We start from the raw sequence: 15,974 nt of genomic DNA, 5'->3' as shown, positions 1-15,974 counted from the left end.
TGGATCAATTTTGTTTTCATTCTGAAAATTGTTAGGTTATTTGTATTTTATAAAAAATGAGAAGATTTTCCGAAGAAAGTTCAGGGATGGGAACCACGAATTCGATTTAATCTGTTTAGTAAATTTTTACTTACCTCACCTTAAATGGAGAAATCGCATGGTTGAGAGTTTTTACAGAGGCGTTGTTTTTGCCTACAGTTTCTGTGATTTTGTTTGATGCGGCAAGCAGCGTAGTTGCGGCGTCTTTGCATTCTGTAAGATTTTTCTTTGACTTTAAGAATCTGTGCGACAGATTTTTTTATCTCATTTCTATTTTTATCTGCAAATTCTACAAGCTCTGAAACATCCTTTGATGCTTCTTTAATTCTCTCATTTATAGCAAGAACATTATTCGCTACGACTTCAATTGAGTCGGACGAATTGTCAATTGTTCTGTCTTGATTTTCAATTTCAGATTTAAGATTGCTTATTTGAGTTACAATTTCTGTAACAGACTGGTCGATTTTATCAACTGAACGAATCTGCGTTTGAACGCTTTGCGCAACATTTTCAACCGAACTGTTTGTTGTTTCAACGCTTTGTCCGATTACATCAGAAGCTTCTGAAAGATTTTTTGTGATATTGCCGATGTCATTTGCGGAATTCCTGATGCCTTTGATTAGCGAAGAAAGGTCAACGATAATGTTGTTGAATCCTTCTGCAAGTTCTGCAGCTTCTTTTGTGTTGCCATCTTTGACTTCTTTTGTAAAGTCGCCATGCGCAATTTCATTGTAATTTTTAACCATAAGTTTAAATTCTTTGGCACTTGATTTTGCGCTGAAAAGAAGAATAATTGTTGCAGTTATAATTGCCACGATAATTATAAGTAAAACCCTAAAAATTGCTGAATAACTGTTTTTTGTAAAGTCGGAAACCGGACCGTAAACTATGATATACCACGGTGTTGAAGATGATTTGCATACTCCATAAAAAATTCCGTCTTTTATCATTACATTTGCTGAATCTAAAAAATTGTCTTTGTTAAAGTTGTGTTTTTTAAATTCAGGTTTATCAAAAATTGATTTTTCCATCAAAGAAGCTGTGTCTTCATTTGTGATAAACAAGCCGTCTGCATTTACAATGTAGCCTTTTGCGTTTTCTGAAATTTCAATTTCCGCCATTGTCGCAGAAAGATTGTCCAGTATTATATCAATTGCTGCTACTCCAAGCAGTTTGTTGTTTTTGTCTTTTACATCTTTGCTGATTGTTGTGCAGATTGAGCCTGTCTTTGAGTCAAAGTAAGGATCGGTGATTGCAAATTTCCCGGAATTTTTTACAGCGTCCTTGAACCACGATCGGTTTGGAGGAAACCAGTCGTCGTCAGGAGTCCAGCCGGAACTGTCAGAGTAAAATCCGCCCGGCTCATAGCGGGAAATCAAAGTTCCGTAGTATATAGAAAAATCATCAGGCATATCTACAGTAAGTGTCGTTGCCGCAAAGTCTGCAGTTTCCTTGTTGTGTCTTTCTTGAAGAATATTTCTTAGATTGTCAACCTGAATTTCATATTTTTGAATAAATGCTGATATCTTGTCGTCAATATTTTCAATTGAAATTCCAGTGATTTTTTCAATATCTGTGTTTATTGCTTTATTTAGCGCAATAAGAAAAGAAACAATTATGAATGTTGAAGCAAGAACTAATGGTAGAATGTTTCCTAAAACCATTTTTGTAGAAAGTGAAATATGTTTGTTTTTCATACAGCCTCTTTGAAATTTATTAAATAGGTTATTTCTTATTGCCAAAAAAAGAGGCTGCCAATTTTGAACAGCCTCTTTGCAGTAAATCAGTTTGCTTTATTTACTTGCTCCGGGAATCGCCTTCTCGAATTCCTTGTTTCCGTGTGTGTAGCGCGGAAGGATTTTCGGAGAAACCACGTCGGATTTTATTCCGGCCGCGTCCCGCTCCTTTTCAAACGCCTTAACGTGGTCAAGGTTCATCTTTGAGGTGTCGGAAAGCTGGATGTTCTTGAACATTTTTCCCGCCTCGATTCCAGCCTCGCGTCCGAACACGACAACGTCAAGCAGGGAGTTTCCCATCAGGCGGTTTGTTCCGTGAACGCCGCCGGAGGCTTCTCCAGCTACAAGAAGATTTGAGACGTTTGTGTGGCAGGTCTTGTCAATCTCTACGCCACCGTTCTGGTAGTGGAGCGTAGGGTAGACAAGAATCGGCTCCTTGCGGATGTCGATTCCGTACTTGATGAACATATTGTACATCGCAGGAATTGACTTGAGGATTGTTCCTTCTCCGTGAATCATCTCAATCATCGGAGTGTCGAGCCAGACTGCGTCCTGAACCTCGTTGTGGACTCCGCGTCCGTTGCGCACTTCCTTGATGATTCCGGATGCGTTCACGTCGCGTGTCTCAAGCGGATGGATGTAGACCTCTCCGTTCTTGTTGATAAGCTTTGCGCCGAGCGAGCGTACTTTCTCAGTAACGAGCTTTCCGAGAATCTGTGTCGGATATGCGGCTCCAGTCGGGTGGTACTGCAGTGAGTCCTGATACAGAAGCTTTGCGCCGGCTCTGTATGCGATTACAAGACCGTCAGCTGTCGCTCCGTAGTGGTTCGATGTAGGAAAGCCCTGGTAGTGCATGCGTCCGGCTCCGCCTGTCGCGATGATTACGACCTTCGCCTTTGCGATTCTGATCTCATTTGTCTCTACGTTCATGAGAACCGCTCCGCAGGCGTTTCCCTTGTCGTCCTTGATGATTTCTATCGCGGCAGTAAAGTCAATGACCGTGATTTTGTCCGGGCGGTTGAGAACCTCGTCGCGGAGAGTGCGCATGATTTCGGCTCCCGAATAGTCCTTGCATGCATGCATACGCTTGCGGCTCGTTCCGCCTCCGTGTGTCGTGACCATCGTGCCGTCAGCTTCCTTGTCGAATTCAACGCCGAGGTCGTTCAGCCATTTGATTACGGAAGGGGCCTTGTTTACAAGAGTGTAGACAAGCTCAGGCTTTCCGTCGAAGTGTCCGCCGCCGAAAGCGTCAAGATAGTGCTGTGCAGGGGAATCGTTAGGCTTGTCCGCCGCCTGAATTCCGCCTTCCGCCATCATTGTGTTGGCGTCTCCGATGCGGAGCTTTGTTGCAAGAAGGACATTCGCTCCTGCCTCGCTTGCCATGATTGCGGCCGATGTTCCGGCTCCGCCTCCGCCGATTACGAGAACGTCCGTCTCATAGTCAACGTGGGCAAGGTCGATGTGCTCCGGCTCAAGGCGCGGTTTCGCCTGAAGCATTGCCGCAAGCTCAATCGGCGCTTTCTGTCCCTTGTTCGGTCCGATTTTAAGCTCCTCGAACTGGCTTGCGATGCGGTCCGGATGATATTCCTTGAGAAGCTGATCCTTTTCGTCAGCAGTGAGACGCGCATGTTCGAATTTAAGGTTTTCTTCACGTTTTGCAGCAACAATTTTGGCTGCTTCGTCCAATTCGTTTCCGTACATATAATTCTCCCTGACACCAAGGAAGGTGCGTCAGTTGTTGTTTATTTCTCGATTTCGCGGTTGTTGTAGAGCTCTTTGATTTCCGCCAACGGCTTTTTCATCAGGTTCTGGATAAGCTCCTCGCATTTTCCCTCGTTGATTTCGTTCACGCGGTCAATAAGATGCTGGCTCTGCGGCTGGATGTACTTTCCATTCAGGCGGCGGGCAAGCTCTGCGACCTGAGGATGGCTGATTCCTGCAGGACATCTTGAGGAGCAGCATCCGCACATTACGCAGTCAAACGAGAGATCGGCGCACTTGGCGAAGTCTCCGCGCTGTGCGTATGCGATGTACTGCATTGTGTTCAGGCTCTGCGGACACGCTCTTGTGCAGGCGTTGCAGCCCACGCAGGAATAGATTTCCGGGTAAAGCTGCATCATCACGGCCTGCTCCGGCTTCATCGTGTTCAGGTCGTAAACCTGCTTCACGAGTGGGAAGAACGGAAGTGTGGCGATGTACATATCGTCCTCGACTTTCTTTGAGCAGGCAAGGCAGGTCTGGAGCTGGTTCTCGCCCTTGATTCTGTAGATTGTGGCGCAGGCTCCGCAGAATCCGTTGCGGCATCCGCAGCCGCGTTTGAGCTGGTAGCCGGCATATTCCATTGCGTTCATGATTGTAAGTTCTGCCGGCACTTCGTATTTCTTGCCGAACAGATATATTGTAGCCATCTGTTTTGTCTCTGACATAATTTAATCTCCTCATGCGCCGCGGACGGCGCATCTGAAGTCTTATAAAAATTTTCGAATCTTCACAGGAAAATTCTTGAAATCAATACTCTGGAGGCAGTTCCCCAAGCTGGTCGAAGCTGAATACAGGTCCATCCTTGCAGACGAATTTGTCGCCTATGTTGCATCTTCCGCATTTTCCGATTCCGCACTTCATGCGCATTTCCATAGTCGTGAAGACCTGGCTGTCCTTGAAGCCGAGCTTCTTCAATGCGTCGAGAGAGAGGTGAATCAGAATCGGCGGTCCGCACATGATTACTGTCATGCTCGGATCCGGATTGCACTCCGTGACGTAAGGAGGAACGAATCCCACGTGTCCGTCCCAGTCGTCCTGAGGGCGGTCGATTGTAAGATTTATAGAGCAGTTCGGCTGCTTCATCCAGACGTTCTGCATCTCATCCAGGCGCACGAGGTCTGCCTTCGAGCGGCTTCCGTAGATGACCTGAATCCGTCCGTAGTTCTCGCGGTGGTCCATCATGTAGTTTACGACCGAGTGGACCGGAGCGATTCCGATACCGCCGGCAATTACGAGAATGTCCTTGCCTTTGAGCGCGCCTTCAACAGGGAATCCGTTTCCGATAGGGCCGCGCAGACATATTTCCTGGCCGACTTCCGCGGAGTGAAGCCATTCTGTGACGCAGCCGCACTTCTTGATTGAGAATTCCATGTGCGTCTCAAGAGTCGGGGAGGATGTTATTGAAATCATCGACTCGCCCACGCCCGGAACAATCAGCATTGCGCACTGTCCCGGAATGTGCTCGAACAATTTCTTTCCGTCAAGACCGACTACGCTGAAAGTCTTTACATCAGGAGTTTCCTGCTTGATATCAATAATTTTTCCTACATAAGGAATAAAGCTTTCTTTGTTTTCCATCAGTTTCTCCTATTCCTTAGATGTCATCGCTCTCGTTTACGGCCTTGATGACCTTGACGATGTTCATGTTCACAGGGCAGTTCTCAACGCACCGTCCGCAGCCAACGCAGCTGAACATTCCGTCATGCGCCATAGGATAGTACATGAGCTTGTGCATGAATCTCTGGCGGCTTCTTTCCTTCTGGGTGTGGCGCGGATTCTCGGCGGCCATCTGGGTGAAGTCGTTGTACATGCAGGAATCCCAGCAGCGGATCTGACGCACGCCGTTGCTTGTGGCGAAGTCGCGCACGTCGAAGCACATGCATGTCGGGCAGACATAAGTGCAGGTTCCGCAGCCAACGCAGGGCTCAGAAACCTTGTCCCAGATTTTCGAGTTGAAAATCTTGAGCATATCCTTGCCCTGAAATTTTGAAAGGTCAAGATGCGCGAACGGAAGCTTTTCAACTTTTTCCGCGATGTCCTTCCTGCAGGCTTCAACAGCCGATGTGTCAGCGTCCTCAAGCGCGGATTTCGCGTTCTCAACAAAAGCCTTGCCCTTGTCGGTGTTGGCCTCAAAATAGTATTTTCCGTCGGCGAGCCAGCAGCTGACGTCTCCGGCAGGTTTTGCAAGCGACGCGTCAATTCCGAATGTGGAACAGAAGCAGGTCTTCGCAGGCTCGTTGCAGGCAAGGACGATTACTGTTCCGTGCTCGCGGCGGTTCTTGTAGTATGAGTCCACAGGATTCATGTTCAGGTAGACGTTGTCGATTGCGGTGAAGCCGCGCGCATCACAGGCCCGCACACCGAAAATCACAAAATCCCCGACTTCCTTACGCGGATCAACGACCTTGACTTCCTTTCCGCTCATTTCGTAGCTCACAAGATGCTCGGTCTTAGGAAAGAAGAAATCCTTTGCGGAGCGTGTGGTCTTTAGTTTTTCTGAAAGCTTTGTGCCTTTCTGCCATTTCGCAAAGTCGGCTTTTCCCGAATTGTTGTCAACAGGCAAGTACAAAGGCTGTTTTGAACCGATAAGCTCAAATAATGAATCGATTTTATCTTTTGCGATACTAAGCATTATTCATTACCTCCGTCTTTTGATCTGTCGTAAACAATCGTTGTCTCCGGGTCGTCCTCCTGGAAACGGAGCATCGCGGGCTTTGACTCCATGTCCGCTCCGGCCTGATAGTCGCCGTAAATCTCATTGATGTCCTTGATGTACTTGCGGTTAAGAAGATAAAGCGGAATGTTCTGAGGACAGACTCTTGAGCATTCGCCGCAGTCCGTGCAGCGTCCGGCTACGTGCCATGCGCGGATGATATGGAACAGGCTTTCCTCAAAGCTTGTCTCCGCGACTTTCTGCGTCGTGTAGAGCGCGTTGTTGTCGAACACGCATTTCTCGCAGGTGCAGGCGGGGCAGACGTTGCGGCAGGCGTTGCATCTGATGCAGCGGCTGAATTCATTTCTCCAGAATTCATAACGCCCGTTCACAGACATGGCCTCAATCTTTGCGACCTCCTCCATTCTTGCCGTGTTTGGAGCAACCTCTGCTTCCGGATCCACGCCGATGTACTCGTCGCATGAGACGGGCTTCTTTCCGGCGCAGTTTCCGCATACATCTCCGCCGTCAACTGTGTCCTGGCAAGGAACGCCGACCGCATAGACATCATCTCTTGTAATGCGGCTTTCCTTGAGCAGCTGTGTGAATGAATAAGTGTCGGAAGGCTTCAGGAACACAAGCACAACTTCGGACGGAATAGGCTTGTCCTGTGCGTTCGGATCGCGCTGCTTCGCCATCGTGTTGTTCATGCGCGCCGTGCTTTTCGCAATCTCGATGTTTCTTGTGATTCCGACCAGATATTTTGAAAGGTTTGCCTTGCAGTATTTATTGAAGACAAAATCCTTGTCCAGTTCTTCCGCGGTTGCGAATACGGCCGGAGTGATGTCGTCATCAAAGAGACCTTTCTTCCAGCCGACAACCTTCTGTACCTTGCCTTCAGAAAGAAGTTCCTTGGCGCGGGCAATCAGTTTGTCTTGCATCTTACATCCTCCAGCTTCTTGTTTTCGCCAAGGGCTTTTATCTGCGATACGAAATCGTTCATGATTCCGGCAAAGCGGACACCTTCAGCGGCGGAACACCATTCAACGCGCGTGCGTCCCTTGTCAATTCCCAAGTAGTCAAGCATCGAGAAGAGCAGGGTCATGCGGCGGCGCGCGAAATAGTTTCCTGTAGAGTAGTGACAGTCACCGGGGTGACATCCGCATAGGATTACACCGTCCGCACCACGCTGGAATGCACGGAGAATGAACAGAGGATTCAGCCTGCATGAGCATGGAATACGGATAATTTTAACGTTCTTCGGATATTCAAGACGGTTGTTGCCAGCCAAGTCCGCACCGGCGTAAGAGCACCAGTTGCAGCAGAAAGCAACAATTCTCGGTTCCCATTCTTTATTTTCAGCCATAGTTCTTTTTTTCAGGATAAATAATTACGCATTGCTGTTTGGGCATTGCGAATTACAGTACTGAGTCAACCTCCGCCAAGATTTGTTTGTTGCTGAATCCTAACAGATCCATCGCGCCGGAAGGACAGGCGACCGTACAGGCTCCGCATCCGTGGCACATAGCCTTGTTCACCTGGGAAACACGGCGTGTGATTGTAGTTCTGTTCGGTCCGCGGAAATCCTTCTCGATGTAAGAAATCGCGCCGTAAGGACAGACGTTCGCGCACTGGCCGCAGCCGTTGCAGGCGTTCTCGTTCGGATTCGCAGTGCAAGGATTGTTCTTGAGCTTGTCCTTTACAAGCAGGCAGATCGCCTTTGCGGCCGCGCCTGAAGACTGCGCTACAGTCTCCGGAATATCCTTAGGTCCCTGACAGCATCCGGCAAGGAAAATGCCGGCTGTAGGAGACTCAACAGGACGGAGCTTTGCATGGGCCTCAAGGAAGAAGTCATTGTTGTCCATGGATGTCGTGAGCATTGTCGCAAGCGGACGCGCCGACTTGTCGGCCTCGATTGAGGCTGCAAGTACAACCATATCCGCTTTGATGTGAACCTGTCTGTTCAGAATCAGGTCAGAGCCCTGTACATCAAGAGTTCCGTCAGAGAGCGGAGTTACTTTTCCCACCTGTCCCTTGATGTAGTGGACACCGTACTGCTCAACCGCGCGGCGGTAGAATTCATCAAAGTTCTTTCCCGGAGTGCGCACGTCGATATAGAAGACGGTGATGTTTGTGTCAGGATAGTGGTCGCGGGTAAGAATCGCATGCTTCGCAGTGTACATACAGCAGATTTTTGAGCAGTATTCGTGGCCCTTTGTGGAGTCCGCAGAACAGCGGCTTCCCACGCACTGGACGAACACGATGTTCTTCGGCTCCTTTCCGTCTGAAGGGCGGAGAAGATGTCCGTTTGTAGGACCTGATGCGTTGCAGAGGCGCTCGAATTCAAGTGATGAAACGACGTCAGGACTCTGGCTGTATGCGTACTCATCGAATTTCTCAAGGCTGATCGGATTGTAACCGGTAGCCACGATGATTGCGCCGTATTTTTCAGTAAGCATTGTCTCTTCCTGATGGAAGTTGATTGCTCCTGCTGCACAGGCCTTCTCGCAGAATCCGCAGACATTGTCCTTGCCGTTCTTGAGGCCTTTCATGTGAAGACAGTAGTCCGCGGAGATTGCGGCCACCTTCGGAACAGCCTGGGCAAACGGAATGTCGATCGCCTTGCGGTTGTTCAGGTTCAGGTTGAATGCGTTCGGAACTTTCTTGTTCGGACACTTTTCGATACACGCTCCGCAGCCCGTGCATTTCGTCTCGTCAACATAGCGCGGATGGCGTTTGATGTCCACCTCGAAGTTTCCGATATATCCTTTCACACCTGCAACTTCCGAGTAGGAGAGGATGCGGATGTTCGGATTCTGGCTGACTTCAGTCATTTTCGGCGTGACGATACAGGACGCGCAGTCCAATGTAGGGAAAGTCTTGTCAAGCTTCGCCATCTTTCCGCCGACCGTATAGTCCTTCTCAACAATATCAACCGGAAATCCCGCGTCCGCAATGTCGAGTGCAGCCGTGATTCCTGCGATACCGCCGCCGATTACCAATGCGCGTTTTGTCATTGGAGTCTCGCCTTCAATAAGAGGCGTGTCAAGAATTGTCTTTGCGACAGCCGCCTTGCCCAAAGCAATGGCTTTTTCTGTTGCATCGCCCATTTCTTTCATAACCCATGAGCACTGCTCACGGATGTTCGCGACTTCCACCTTGTAAGCATTCAAGCCGGCGCGCTCCGCACAGGAACGGAAGGTCTTCTCATGCATACGCGGAGAACAGGAGCACAGAACCACACCAGTAAGGTTCAGCTCGTGAATCTTGTCCTCGATCATTTTCTGACCGGCGGAAGAACACATATATGTATAATGAGTTGAATAAACTACACCGTTCACCTTGCCGAGCTCTTCAGCTACTTTTGCAACGTCAACAGTGCCTGCAATGTTTGTGCCGCAATGGCACACGAAAACACCGATTCTTTCCATGATGCTGCTCCTATTTGCGGTACTTTCTGAATGCGCTCATCAAAAGCTGCTGCGGAGTCTCTTCATCAAGCTTTTCAGGAACCTGAACAGGATCAAGATGAAGCGGACCGCGCTCACGCTCGACTACAGTGCGCACAGCGTCAATAAGCTTGGCCGGCTCGACCTGGCGTGGACATCTCTCAAGGCAGGCGAAACAGCTCAGACAGGTATAAATCGATTTGCTCTTCAAAAGCGGCTCGATTTCTCCGTTCTCAACCATCTGCACAAACTGATGCGGATGATATTCCATAGAGTCGTAATTAGGGCAGGTTCCAGAGCATTTTCCGCAGACCATGCATTTTTTCGGATTGACTCCGCTTGTCTCAAGAATCAGTTCCTTGTATTTCTGAATTTCTGACTCAAGCATTCACAGCCTCCTTTGCCACGGCATCCTTTACGCCGAGAGCTTCCGCAAGAAGTTCCGTAAAGTAGATGACATCAAGCTTTGAGGAGCCTTTGTTCTTTATGAGATTGTAGCGGCACAGAGGGCAGCTTGTGACAAGGAAGTCTGCTCCCATGTCCTCGGCGTTCGCAAGAATCGAAGCCGACCTTTTCTGGGGAATCGTTTCGTCCTCAAACGCGGCATAGGCGCCGCAGCACTCGTTGCGCTGGGCATAAATGACCGGAGTTCCGCCGATTGCGGTTATGAAGTCCTCAAGAATTTTCGGATTCTCCGGATCGTCAAATTCCATCACCTTTCCCGGGCGAAGAAGAAGACAGCCGTAATAGGCGCCGATTTTCTTTCCCTTGAAAGGATTCTTGACGGCCTTCTTTACGTTGTCCCAGCCGATCTCATCACGGAGAACTTCAAGGAAGTGAAGGACTTTCGTCTCTCCGTGGTATTCAATATTGTCTTGGGCGAGATAGTTGTTTACTTTTAAAATTGTGTTCTCGTCATTCTGCAGGTCATTGTTCACCTGCTTGATTACATTGTAACACGCTGAGCACAGTGTTACCAATGCATGGTTCTTATCTCTGGATGCAGCCAAAGCCCGGACAGAAGGAAGCTTTGAGGCAATTTCATTTTTGCCTGTAGGATATACACCGCCGCAGCACTGCCACTCTTCGATTTCTTCAAGTTTGAAACCAAGAGCTTCCGCGCTTAAACGACCGTATAAGTCCAAATCCTTCGCTTTGTTTTTTAGCGTGCAGCCTGGAAAATAAGAATAAGTCAGTGTGTGTGTCTGGTTCTCACTCATTCTTTGCTCCTAAGTGCAGGATATTTTTAGCTAGCCTCAAGCAAAAACTTAAGGCTTGGTATTTTTATTTTTTTACGCCAGCCATTTCTTCTGGATGGAAAACATCGTCAAATTTTTCAGCTGTAAGGAAGCCAAGCTGTACACAGGCATCTTTAAGTGAAATATTTTCTTCATAAGCTTTGTGGCTTGTTTTTGCTGCGTTTTCGTATCCGATGTATGGGTTCAGGGCTGTTACAAGCATTAGGGAATTGTACAAGTTGAAGTGCATTTTTTCCTTGTTTGCTGTGATTCCAACCGCGCAGTTTTTGTTGAAACTTACCATTACTTCAGCAAGAAGCCTTACAGACTGAAGAAAATTATATGCGATTACCGGCATAAATACATTCAGCTCAAAGTTTCCCTGTGAAGCAGCCATTCCAACAGCAGCGTCATTTCCCATAACCTGAACAGCAACCATTGTCATTGCCTCGCACTGTGTTGGATTTACTTTTCCCGGCATGATTGAAGAGCCCGGCTCGTTTTCTGGAATATGGATTTCACCGATTCCGCATCTTGGACCGGAAGCAAGCCATCTTACATCGTTTGCGATTTTCATCAAGTCAGCGGCAAGTGCTTTTAAAGCTCCGTGCGCAAATACAATTTCATCTTTTGAAGTCAAGGCATGGAATTTATTTGGAGCTGTAACAAAGTCTTTTCCTGTGAGCTCTGAAACTTTCTTTGCAACAAGAGTATCAAATCCAGATGGAGCATTGAGTCCTGTTCCGACCGCTGTTCCTCCCAAGGCAAGCTGCTTCAAATATGGAAGGGAGGAGGAAAGCATTTCCTTGTCGCGCTCAAGAGAAGTTCTCCAGCCAGAAATTTCCTGCGAGAACTGAATTGGAACAGCATCCTGAAGGTGAGTGCGTCCTGACTTTACAATGCCTTCGTTTACTTTTTCCAGTTTTTTGAAAGTGTCAACAAGAATGTCGATTGCCGGAAAAAGCTTGTCTTCAACTTCAACAACAGCGGCAATGTGCATTGCGGTTGGAAAAGTGTCGTTTGAAGACTGACTCATGTTTATGTCGTCATTCGGATGGCAAAGTTTTTCGCCTGCAATCTGGTTAGCTCTGTTCGCAATAACTTCGTTTGTATTCATGTTTGACTGTGTGCCAGAACCTGTCTGCCATACAACAAGCGGAAAGTTTTCGTTCAATGAGCCTGAAATAACTTCATCGCAAGCCTGGGAAATTGACTTGAGCTTTTTGTCTGTCATTTTTTCAGGTTTGAGCGCATTGTTCGCAAGCGCCGCCGCCTTTTTCAGATAGCCAAAAGCCTTTGTAATTTCACGCGGCATTGTTTCAATTCCAACGCCGATAAGAAAATTCTCGTGGCTGCGTTCAGTCTGCGCGCCCCAGAGTTTGTCAGCAGGAACTTTTACCTCTCCCATGCTGTCATGTTCAATTCTGTATTCCATTTAGAACTCCAGCTGCTTGATTACGTCTTTGAGGCAGTCTGCGGAATGCTTGAGCTGGGCAATCTCGTTGTCTGTAAGAGGAGCAACAAGACGTCCTGTGATTCCGTGTCCGCCTACAACTGTTAGAATGCTCAAGCACACATCGCTGATTCCATATTCGCCTGTAAGCATTGAAGAAGCGATTGTAACAGAGTCATTTGAATTTTTGATGATTTCGCAAAGACGAGCTGTTGTAGCTCCGATTCCGTAATTTGTGCATTTTTTTGCTGAAATAATGATTCCGCCTGATTTGCGTACAAAGTCCTCTATTTCTGCATGGTCAGGTTTTGCTTTTCCTTTTCCGTTGAGGCTGTCGTAGTATGAGTCTACAGGAACAGAAGCAATATTTACCAAAGACCACGGAACAAATGAAGAATCTCCATGCTCGCCGAAAACATAAGCGTGAAGGTTAGGCTGTCCGATTCCGTATACATCAGCGATTTTTGTGCGTAATCTTGCTGTGTCAAGCAAAGTTCCTGTTCCAAGAATGTGGTCAGCAGGAATTCCAGATGTTTTTACAAACTGATATGTAAGGATGTCAACAGGATTTGCAACAATAATATAAATTGCGTTTGGAGCAACTTTTGCAATCTGCGGAATAATTGACTTTGTTATGTTTACATTTGTCTGCGCAAGGTCAAGACGAGACTGTCCAGGCTTGCGTGCAACTCCAGAAGTCAGGATTACAAGATCGGAGTCTTTTGCGTCTTCATAAGAGCCGTCATGAATATTTACAGGACTCATGTATGGAGTTCCCTGGCGAATGTCCAGTGCTTCTCCCATAGCGCGGTTTTTGTCAATGTCAATCATAACGATTTCAGTTGCAATGCTCTTAAGACAAAGGGCATAAGCAATAGATGAGCCAACTTGTCCAGCACCAATAATGGTGATTTTGTTTGCCATAAATATCTCCTGTGTGCAAATGGTTTTAAAAGAGCCGCCGCATAGTCCGAAGAAGATTCCTTCTATGACAGCAACATTCAAATTATATTATAATACAAAAAAAAACACCTGTTAATAGAAATAAAAACGAAAACGGCCTTTTAAGCATGATTTTGAGAATTTTTCATTTTTTTGTGAAATTTATAACAGTTCACAGAAAATATTGTGATTTTATTCACATACAAAATCATCTTGTTGAACATTTTTTTCTTTCAATCTAAAATATCGCTGATTATGGAAGCCTTGAAAAGATTCAGCCAGAATGTAATTGACACCATGCGCTCTGATATTAAGGACGCGGATGGAAATGAAGTTTTTTGGGCTGGAAAAATAGATTTGGAAGGTATTGTCGTTTCGCTTCAGGCTGGTTCCCGCGGAAATGAAAATTCCGTAGTTGTTAATAAAAACGCCGCAAAAGAAGGAAATGTCATAATCCATAATCATCCAAGCGGAAATCTTTCGCCAAGCGAGGCTGACCAAAATATTGCCTACAATGCTTCTGATAGCTCGCTCGGATTTTACATAGTTGACAATGATGTTTCCCGGGTTTATGTGGTTGTGGAGCCGGTCAAGCCTAAAAAAATTGAGCTTTTGAATGAGGACGAAACCGCATTTTTCCTTTCATGCCAAGGCCCGTTTGCAAAATCCTACGGAAACTATGAAGAGCGTCCGGCCCAAATTTCACTTTCAAAAGAAATCGCATCTTCCTTTAATAAAGAAAAAATCGGTGTTTTTGAAGCCGGAACTGGAGTTGGAAAAAGTTTTGCATATTTGATTCCGGCAATGCTTTGGTCGGTAAAAAACAAGGAATGCGTTGTTGTTTCCACGGGAACTATAAATCTTCAGCAGCAGCTTTTTGAAAAAGATATTCCGTTTGCGCAAAAATTAATCGGAAAAAAAATAAAGGCGGTGCTTTTAAAAGGCCGGAAAAATTACATCTGTCTTCGAAGGCTCTCTGAAGCGGAAAACGATAGAGGCCTTTTTAATGAAGAAATTGAAATTATTGACAAGATAAATGAATGGGTAAAGACAAGCTCAACAGGAAGCAAAAGCGATCTTACCTTTCTTCCATCTGAAAGCGTGTGGTCAAAAGTCAACAGCGAAAGCGATGCTTGTCTTGGCGGAAGATGTCCGTTCAGGGAAAATTGCTTTGTGATGAAAGTACGCAATGAAGCTGCCAGTGCGAACATAATAATTGTAAACCATCATCTTTTGTTTGCAGACATTGAAAGCCGGATGAACGGAGCAGGTTACGACAATGCGGCCGTTCTGCCTCCTTACAGGCGGATTGTTTTTGACGAAGCCCACGGAATTGAAGACAGCGCGACCAGTTTTTTCAGTGAAATAATAACAAGATTTAAAGTGATGAAACAGGTGAATCTTTTATTCAGAACTTTTAGAAGTTCAAACACAGGTTTTCTTGTTCAGGCTGCTGCGTTTTCTTCCGCTGATGACTGCATGGAACGTGCGCCGGCTCTTGTCAATGGAATAAAAGATTCGCTTTTGGAACTTGATCAGATTTCGATTCTTGAACTTGATGAAAATTTTAACGCAAGAATTCACAATGGAAACTCTCAGAAATTCATCGGAACTTTTAGCGCGCTTTCAAAACTGAAATCTTCAATTTCTGCGTTTAACAATCTTGTGCGTGAACTTCTGGAAAAAATCGATGACAAGGATTCTGAAGTTCCGGCAGTCTGGGAAGCAAAGACCGTTCTGCGCCGTCTTGAATCTTTGGCGGCTTTGTGCGGAAATTTTCTGCTTTGGGAAGAAAAAGAAGACACTGTTTTTTGGCTTCAGAAAGTGAAAATTCCTCCGAAAGTCCCCGGTGAAGATTTTGTGACTTTTGTTCAGTTTATTCAGACTCCGCTGGACATTGCGCCTTTGATGAACTCTGGAGTTTTTGAACCGATGAAAACTGTTGTCTGCACAAGCGCGACTTTGCAGATTGACAGAAATTTTGGCTACTGGACTCGCCGTGTTGGAATTTCTTTTGCAGAGCCTGAGCGAGTAGCGCAGGACAGTTTTGATTCCCCGTTCCCATACAAAGAAAATGTCTTGTTCGCAGTTCCGAATGACGCGCCATTCCCAGACAGCTCGTATTTTCAAACTTTTGTTGAAGATGCAGTTCCAAAACTTATTTTGGCTGCAGGCGGAAAAACTCTTGTTCTTTTTACTTCCTATGACAGCCTGAAATTTACATTCAATGCAAGCCGGAATATTCTTTCTGAAAACGGAATTGAAGTTTTTAAGCAGGGCGATGAAGACAGATTCAGGCTTCTTGAAAAATTCAAAAAAGACACAAACAGCGTTTTATTTGCAACCGACAGTTTTTGGGAAGGTGTTGATGTTCCTGGAAGCAGCCTTAGTCAAGTGATAATCGTGAAGCTTCCGTTTGCAGTTCCGAATGATCCGGTTTTTTCAGCAAGAAGTGAAGCGCTTGAAAAAAAAGGCGGAAATCCTTTTATGCAGCTAAGCCTTCCTCAGGCTGTAATAAAATTTAGGCAGGGGTTTGGACGTCTTGTGAGGCGCGCTGATGACAAAGGCATTATCGTTGTCTTGGACCGCCGCATAGTTGAAAAAAAATATGGCGGAATTTTTACACGAAGCGTGCCAATGACAAAAAGAATGTATTCGCCTTTGGATGCCATTCTGCACGCTGTTGAAAATTTTTTTAATTAA

At 46.3% G+C, this 15,974-nt stretch carries 13 protein-coding genes; 1 reads left to right on the top strand and 12 read right to left on the bottom strand.

All coding sequences use genetic code 11. From position 1 onward, the window contains the following. Window positions 1-140 precede the first annotated feature (140 nt). The 12 genes from TRESU_RS06775 to TRESU_RS06720 form a co-directional block, all read right to left on the bottom strand. The gene (locus TRESU_RS06775) at window positions 141-1,736 is read right to left on the bottom strand and encodes a methyl-accepting chemotaxis protein (RefSeq protein WP_013701518.1); all 1,596 of its coding nucleotides are present in this window, start codon (window positions 1,734-1,736) and stop codon (window positions 141-143) included. Between the two features lie 96 nt (window positions 1,737-1,832). Continuing rightward, window positions 1,833-3,476 (bottom strand): FAD-dependent oxidoreductase, encoded by a 1,644-nt coding sequence (locus tag TRESU_RS06770; RefSeq protein WP_013701517.1) that lies wholly within the window; start codon window positions 3,474-3,476, stop codon window positions 1,833-1,835. A gap of 41 nt (window positions 3,477-3,517) precedes the next feature. Continuing rightward, window positions 3,518-4,201 carry a 4Fe-4S dicluster domain-containing protein gene (locus TRESU_RS06765; protein ID WP_013701516.1) on the bottom strand — a complete coding sequence of 228 codons (684 nt, stop codon included), beginning with the start codon at window positions 4,199-4,201 and terminating at the stop codon, window positions 3,518-3,520. A gap of 82 nt (window positions 4,202-4,283) precedes the next feature. Beyond that, window positions 4,284-5,114: an FAD/NAD(P)-binding protein gene (locus TRESU_RS06760; protein WP_013701515.1), complete on the bottom strand. Its 831-nt coding sequence runs from the start codon at window positions 5,112-5,114 to the stop codon at window positions 4,284-4,286. Window positions 5,115-5,130: 16 nt separating this feature from the next. Beyond that, window positions 5,131-6,168, bottom strand: coding sequence for a 4Fe-4S dicluster domain-containing protein (locus tag TRESU_RS06755; protein ID WP_013701514.1), 1,038 nt, complete (start codon window positions 6,166-6,168; stop codon window positions 5,131-5,133). After that, window positions 6,168-7,130: a 4Fe-4S dicluster domain-containing protein gene (locus tag TRESU_RS06750; protein WP_013701513.1), complete on the bottom strand. Its 963-nt coding sequence runs from the start codon at window positions 7,128-7,130 to the stop codon at window positions 6,168-6,170. Before TRESU_RS06750 ends, TRESU_RS06755 begins: the two co-directional genes overlap by 1 nt. Continuing rightward, window positions 7,115-7,555: a hydrogenase iron-sulfur subunit gene (locus tag TRESU_RS06745; RefSeq protein ID WP_013701512.1), complete on the bottom strand. Its 441-nt coding sequence runs from the start codon at window positions 7,553-7,555 to the stop codon at window positions 7,115-7,117. The genes TRESU_RS06750 and TRESU_RS06745 overlap by 16 nt, the downstream gene beginning before the upstream one ends. Before the next feature lie 52 nt (window positions 7,556-7,607). Then, entirely contained in the window at window positions 7,608-9,620 is a 2,013-nt protein-coding gene (locus tag TRESU_RS06740) for a CoB--CoM heterodisulfide reductase iron-sulfur subunit A family protein (protein WP_013701511.1), read from the bottom strand. A 10-nt stretch (window positions 9,621-9,630) separates the two neighbouring features. Beyond that, window positions 9,631-10,026 carry a 4Fe-4S dicluster domain-containing protein gene (locus TRESU_RS06735; protein ID WP_013701510.1) on the bottom strand — a complete coding sequence of 132 codons (396 nt, stop codon included), beginning with the start codon at window positions 10,024-10,026 and terminating at the stop codon, window positions 9,631-9,633. Continuing rightward, window positions 10,019-10,858: a CoB--CoM heterodisulfide reductase iron-sulfur subunit B family protein gene (locus TRESU_RS06730; RefSeq protein ID WP_013701509.1), complete on the bottom strand. Its 840-nt coding sequence runs from the start codon at window positions 10,856-10,858 to the stop codon at window positions 10,019-10,021. The genes TRESU_RS06735 and TRESU_RS06730 overlap by 8 nt, the downstream gene beginning before the upstream one ends. Window positions 10,859-10,922: 64 nt before the next feature. Then, a complete protein-coding gene (gene fumC, locus TRESU_RS06725) occupies window positions 10,923-12,311 on the bottom strand; it encodes a class II fumarate hydratase (RefSeq protein ID WP_013701508.1) in 1,389 nt (462 codons plus the stop codon). Beyond that, window positions 12,312-13,253 carry an L-lactate dehydrogenase gene (locus tag TRESU_RS06720; protein ID WP_013701507.1) on the bottom strand — a complete coding sequence of 314 codons (942 nt, stop codon included), beginning with the start codon at window positions 13,251-13,253 and terminating at the stop codon, window positions 12,312-12,314. Window positions 13,254-13,526: 273 nt separating this feature from the next. Between TRESU_RS06720 and TRESU_RS06715 the strand changes: the two genes are divergently transcribed. Beyond that, window positions 13,527-15,974 carry a helicase C-terminal domain-containing protein gene (locus TRESU_RS06715; protein ID WP_013701506.1) on the top strand — a complete coding sequence of 816 codons (2,448 nt, stop codon included), beginning with the start codon at window positions 13,527-13,529 and terminating at the stop codon, window positions 15,972-15,974.

It is taken from the genome of Treponema succinifaciens DSM 2489 (assembly GCF_000195275.1).
Lineage (GTDB): Bacteria > Spirochaetota > Spirochaetia > Treponematales > Treponemataceae > Treponema_D > Treponema_D succinifaciens.
Note: the sequence above shows the minus strand (reverse complement) of the source record. Positions and strands in the feature narration are given on the sequence as shown.

Coding starts and splice junctions, on each gene's coding strand:
- TRESU_RS06735 (WP_013701510.1), bottom strand. CDS start 10,026: ATGCTTGAGTCAGAAATTCAGAAATACAAGGAACTGATTCTTGAGACA.
- TRESU_RS06750 (WP_013701513.1), bottom strand. CDS start 7,130: ATGCAAGACAAACTGATTGCCCGCGCCAAGGAACTTCTTTCTGAAGGC.
- TRESU_RS06740 (WP_013701511.1), bottom strand. CDS start 9,620: ATGGAAAGAATCGGTGTTTTCGTGTGCCATTGCGGCACAAACATTGCA.
- TRESU_RS06775 (WP_013701518.1), bottom strand. CDS start 1,736: ATGAAAAACAAACATATTTCACTTTCTACAAAAATGGTTTTAGGAAAC.
- TRESU_RS06730 (WP_013701509.1), bottom strand. CDS start 10,858: ATGAGTGAGAACCAGACACACACACTGACTTATTCTTATTTTCCAGGC.
- TRESU_RS06755 (WP_013701514.1), bottom strand. CDS start 6,168: ATGCTTAGTATCGCAAAAGATAAAATCGATTCATTATTTGAGCTTATC.
- fumC (WP_013701508.1), bottom strand. CDS start 12,311: ATGGAATACAGAATTGAACATGACAGCATGGGAGAGGTAAAAGTTCCT.
- TRESU_RS06765 (WP_013701516.1), bottom strand. CDS start 4,201: ATGTCAGAGACAAAACAGATGGCTACAATATATCTGTTCGGCAAGAAA.
- TRESU_RS06770 (WP_013701517.1), bottom strand. CDS start 3,476: ATGTACGGAAACGAATTGGACGAAGCAGCCAAAATTGTTGCTGCAAAA.
- TRESU_RS06760 (WP_013701515.1), bottom strand. CDS start 5,114: ATGGAAAACAAAGAAAGCTTTATTCCTTATGTAGGAAAAATTATTGAT.
- TRESU_RS06720 (WP_013701507.1), bottom strand. CDS start 13,253: ATGGCAAACAAAATCACCATTATTGGTGCTGGACAAGTTGGCTCATCT.
- TRESU_RS06745 (WP_013701512.1), bottom strand. CDS start 7,555: ATGGCTGAAAATAAAGAATGGGAACCGAGAATTGTTGCTTTCTGCTGC.
- TRESU_RS06715 (WP_013701506.1), top strand. CDS start 13,527: ATGGAAGCCTTGAAAAGATTCAGCCAGAATGTAATTGACACCATGCGC.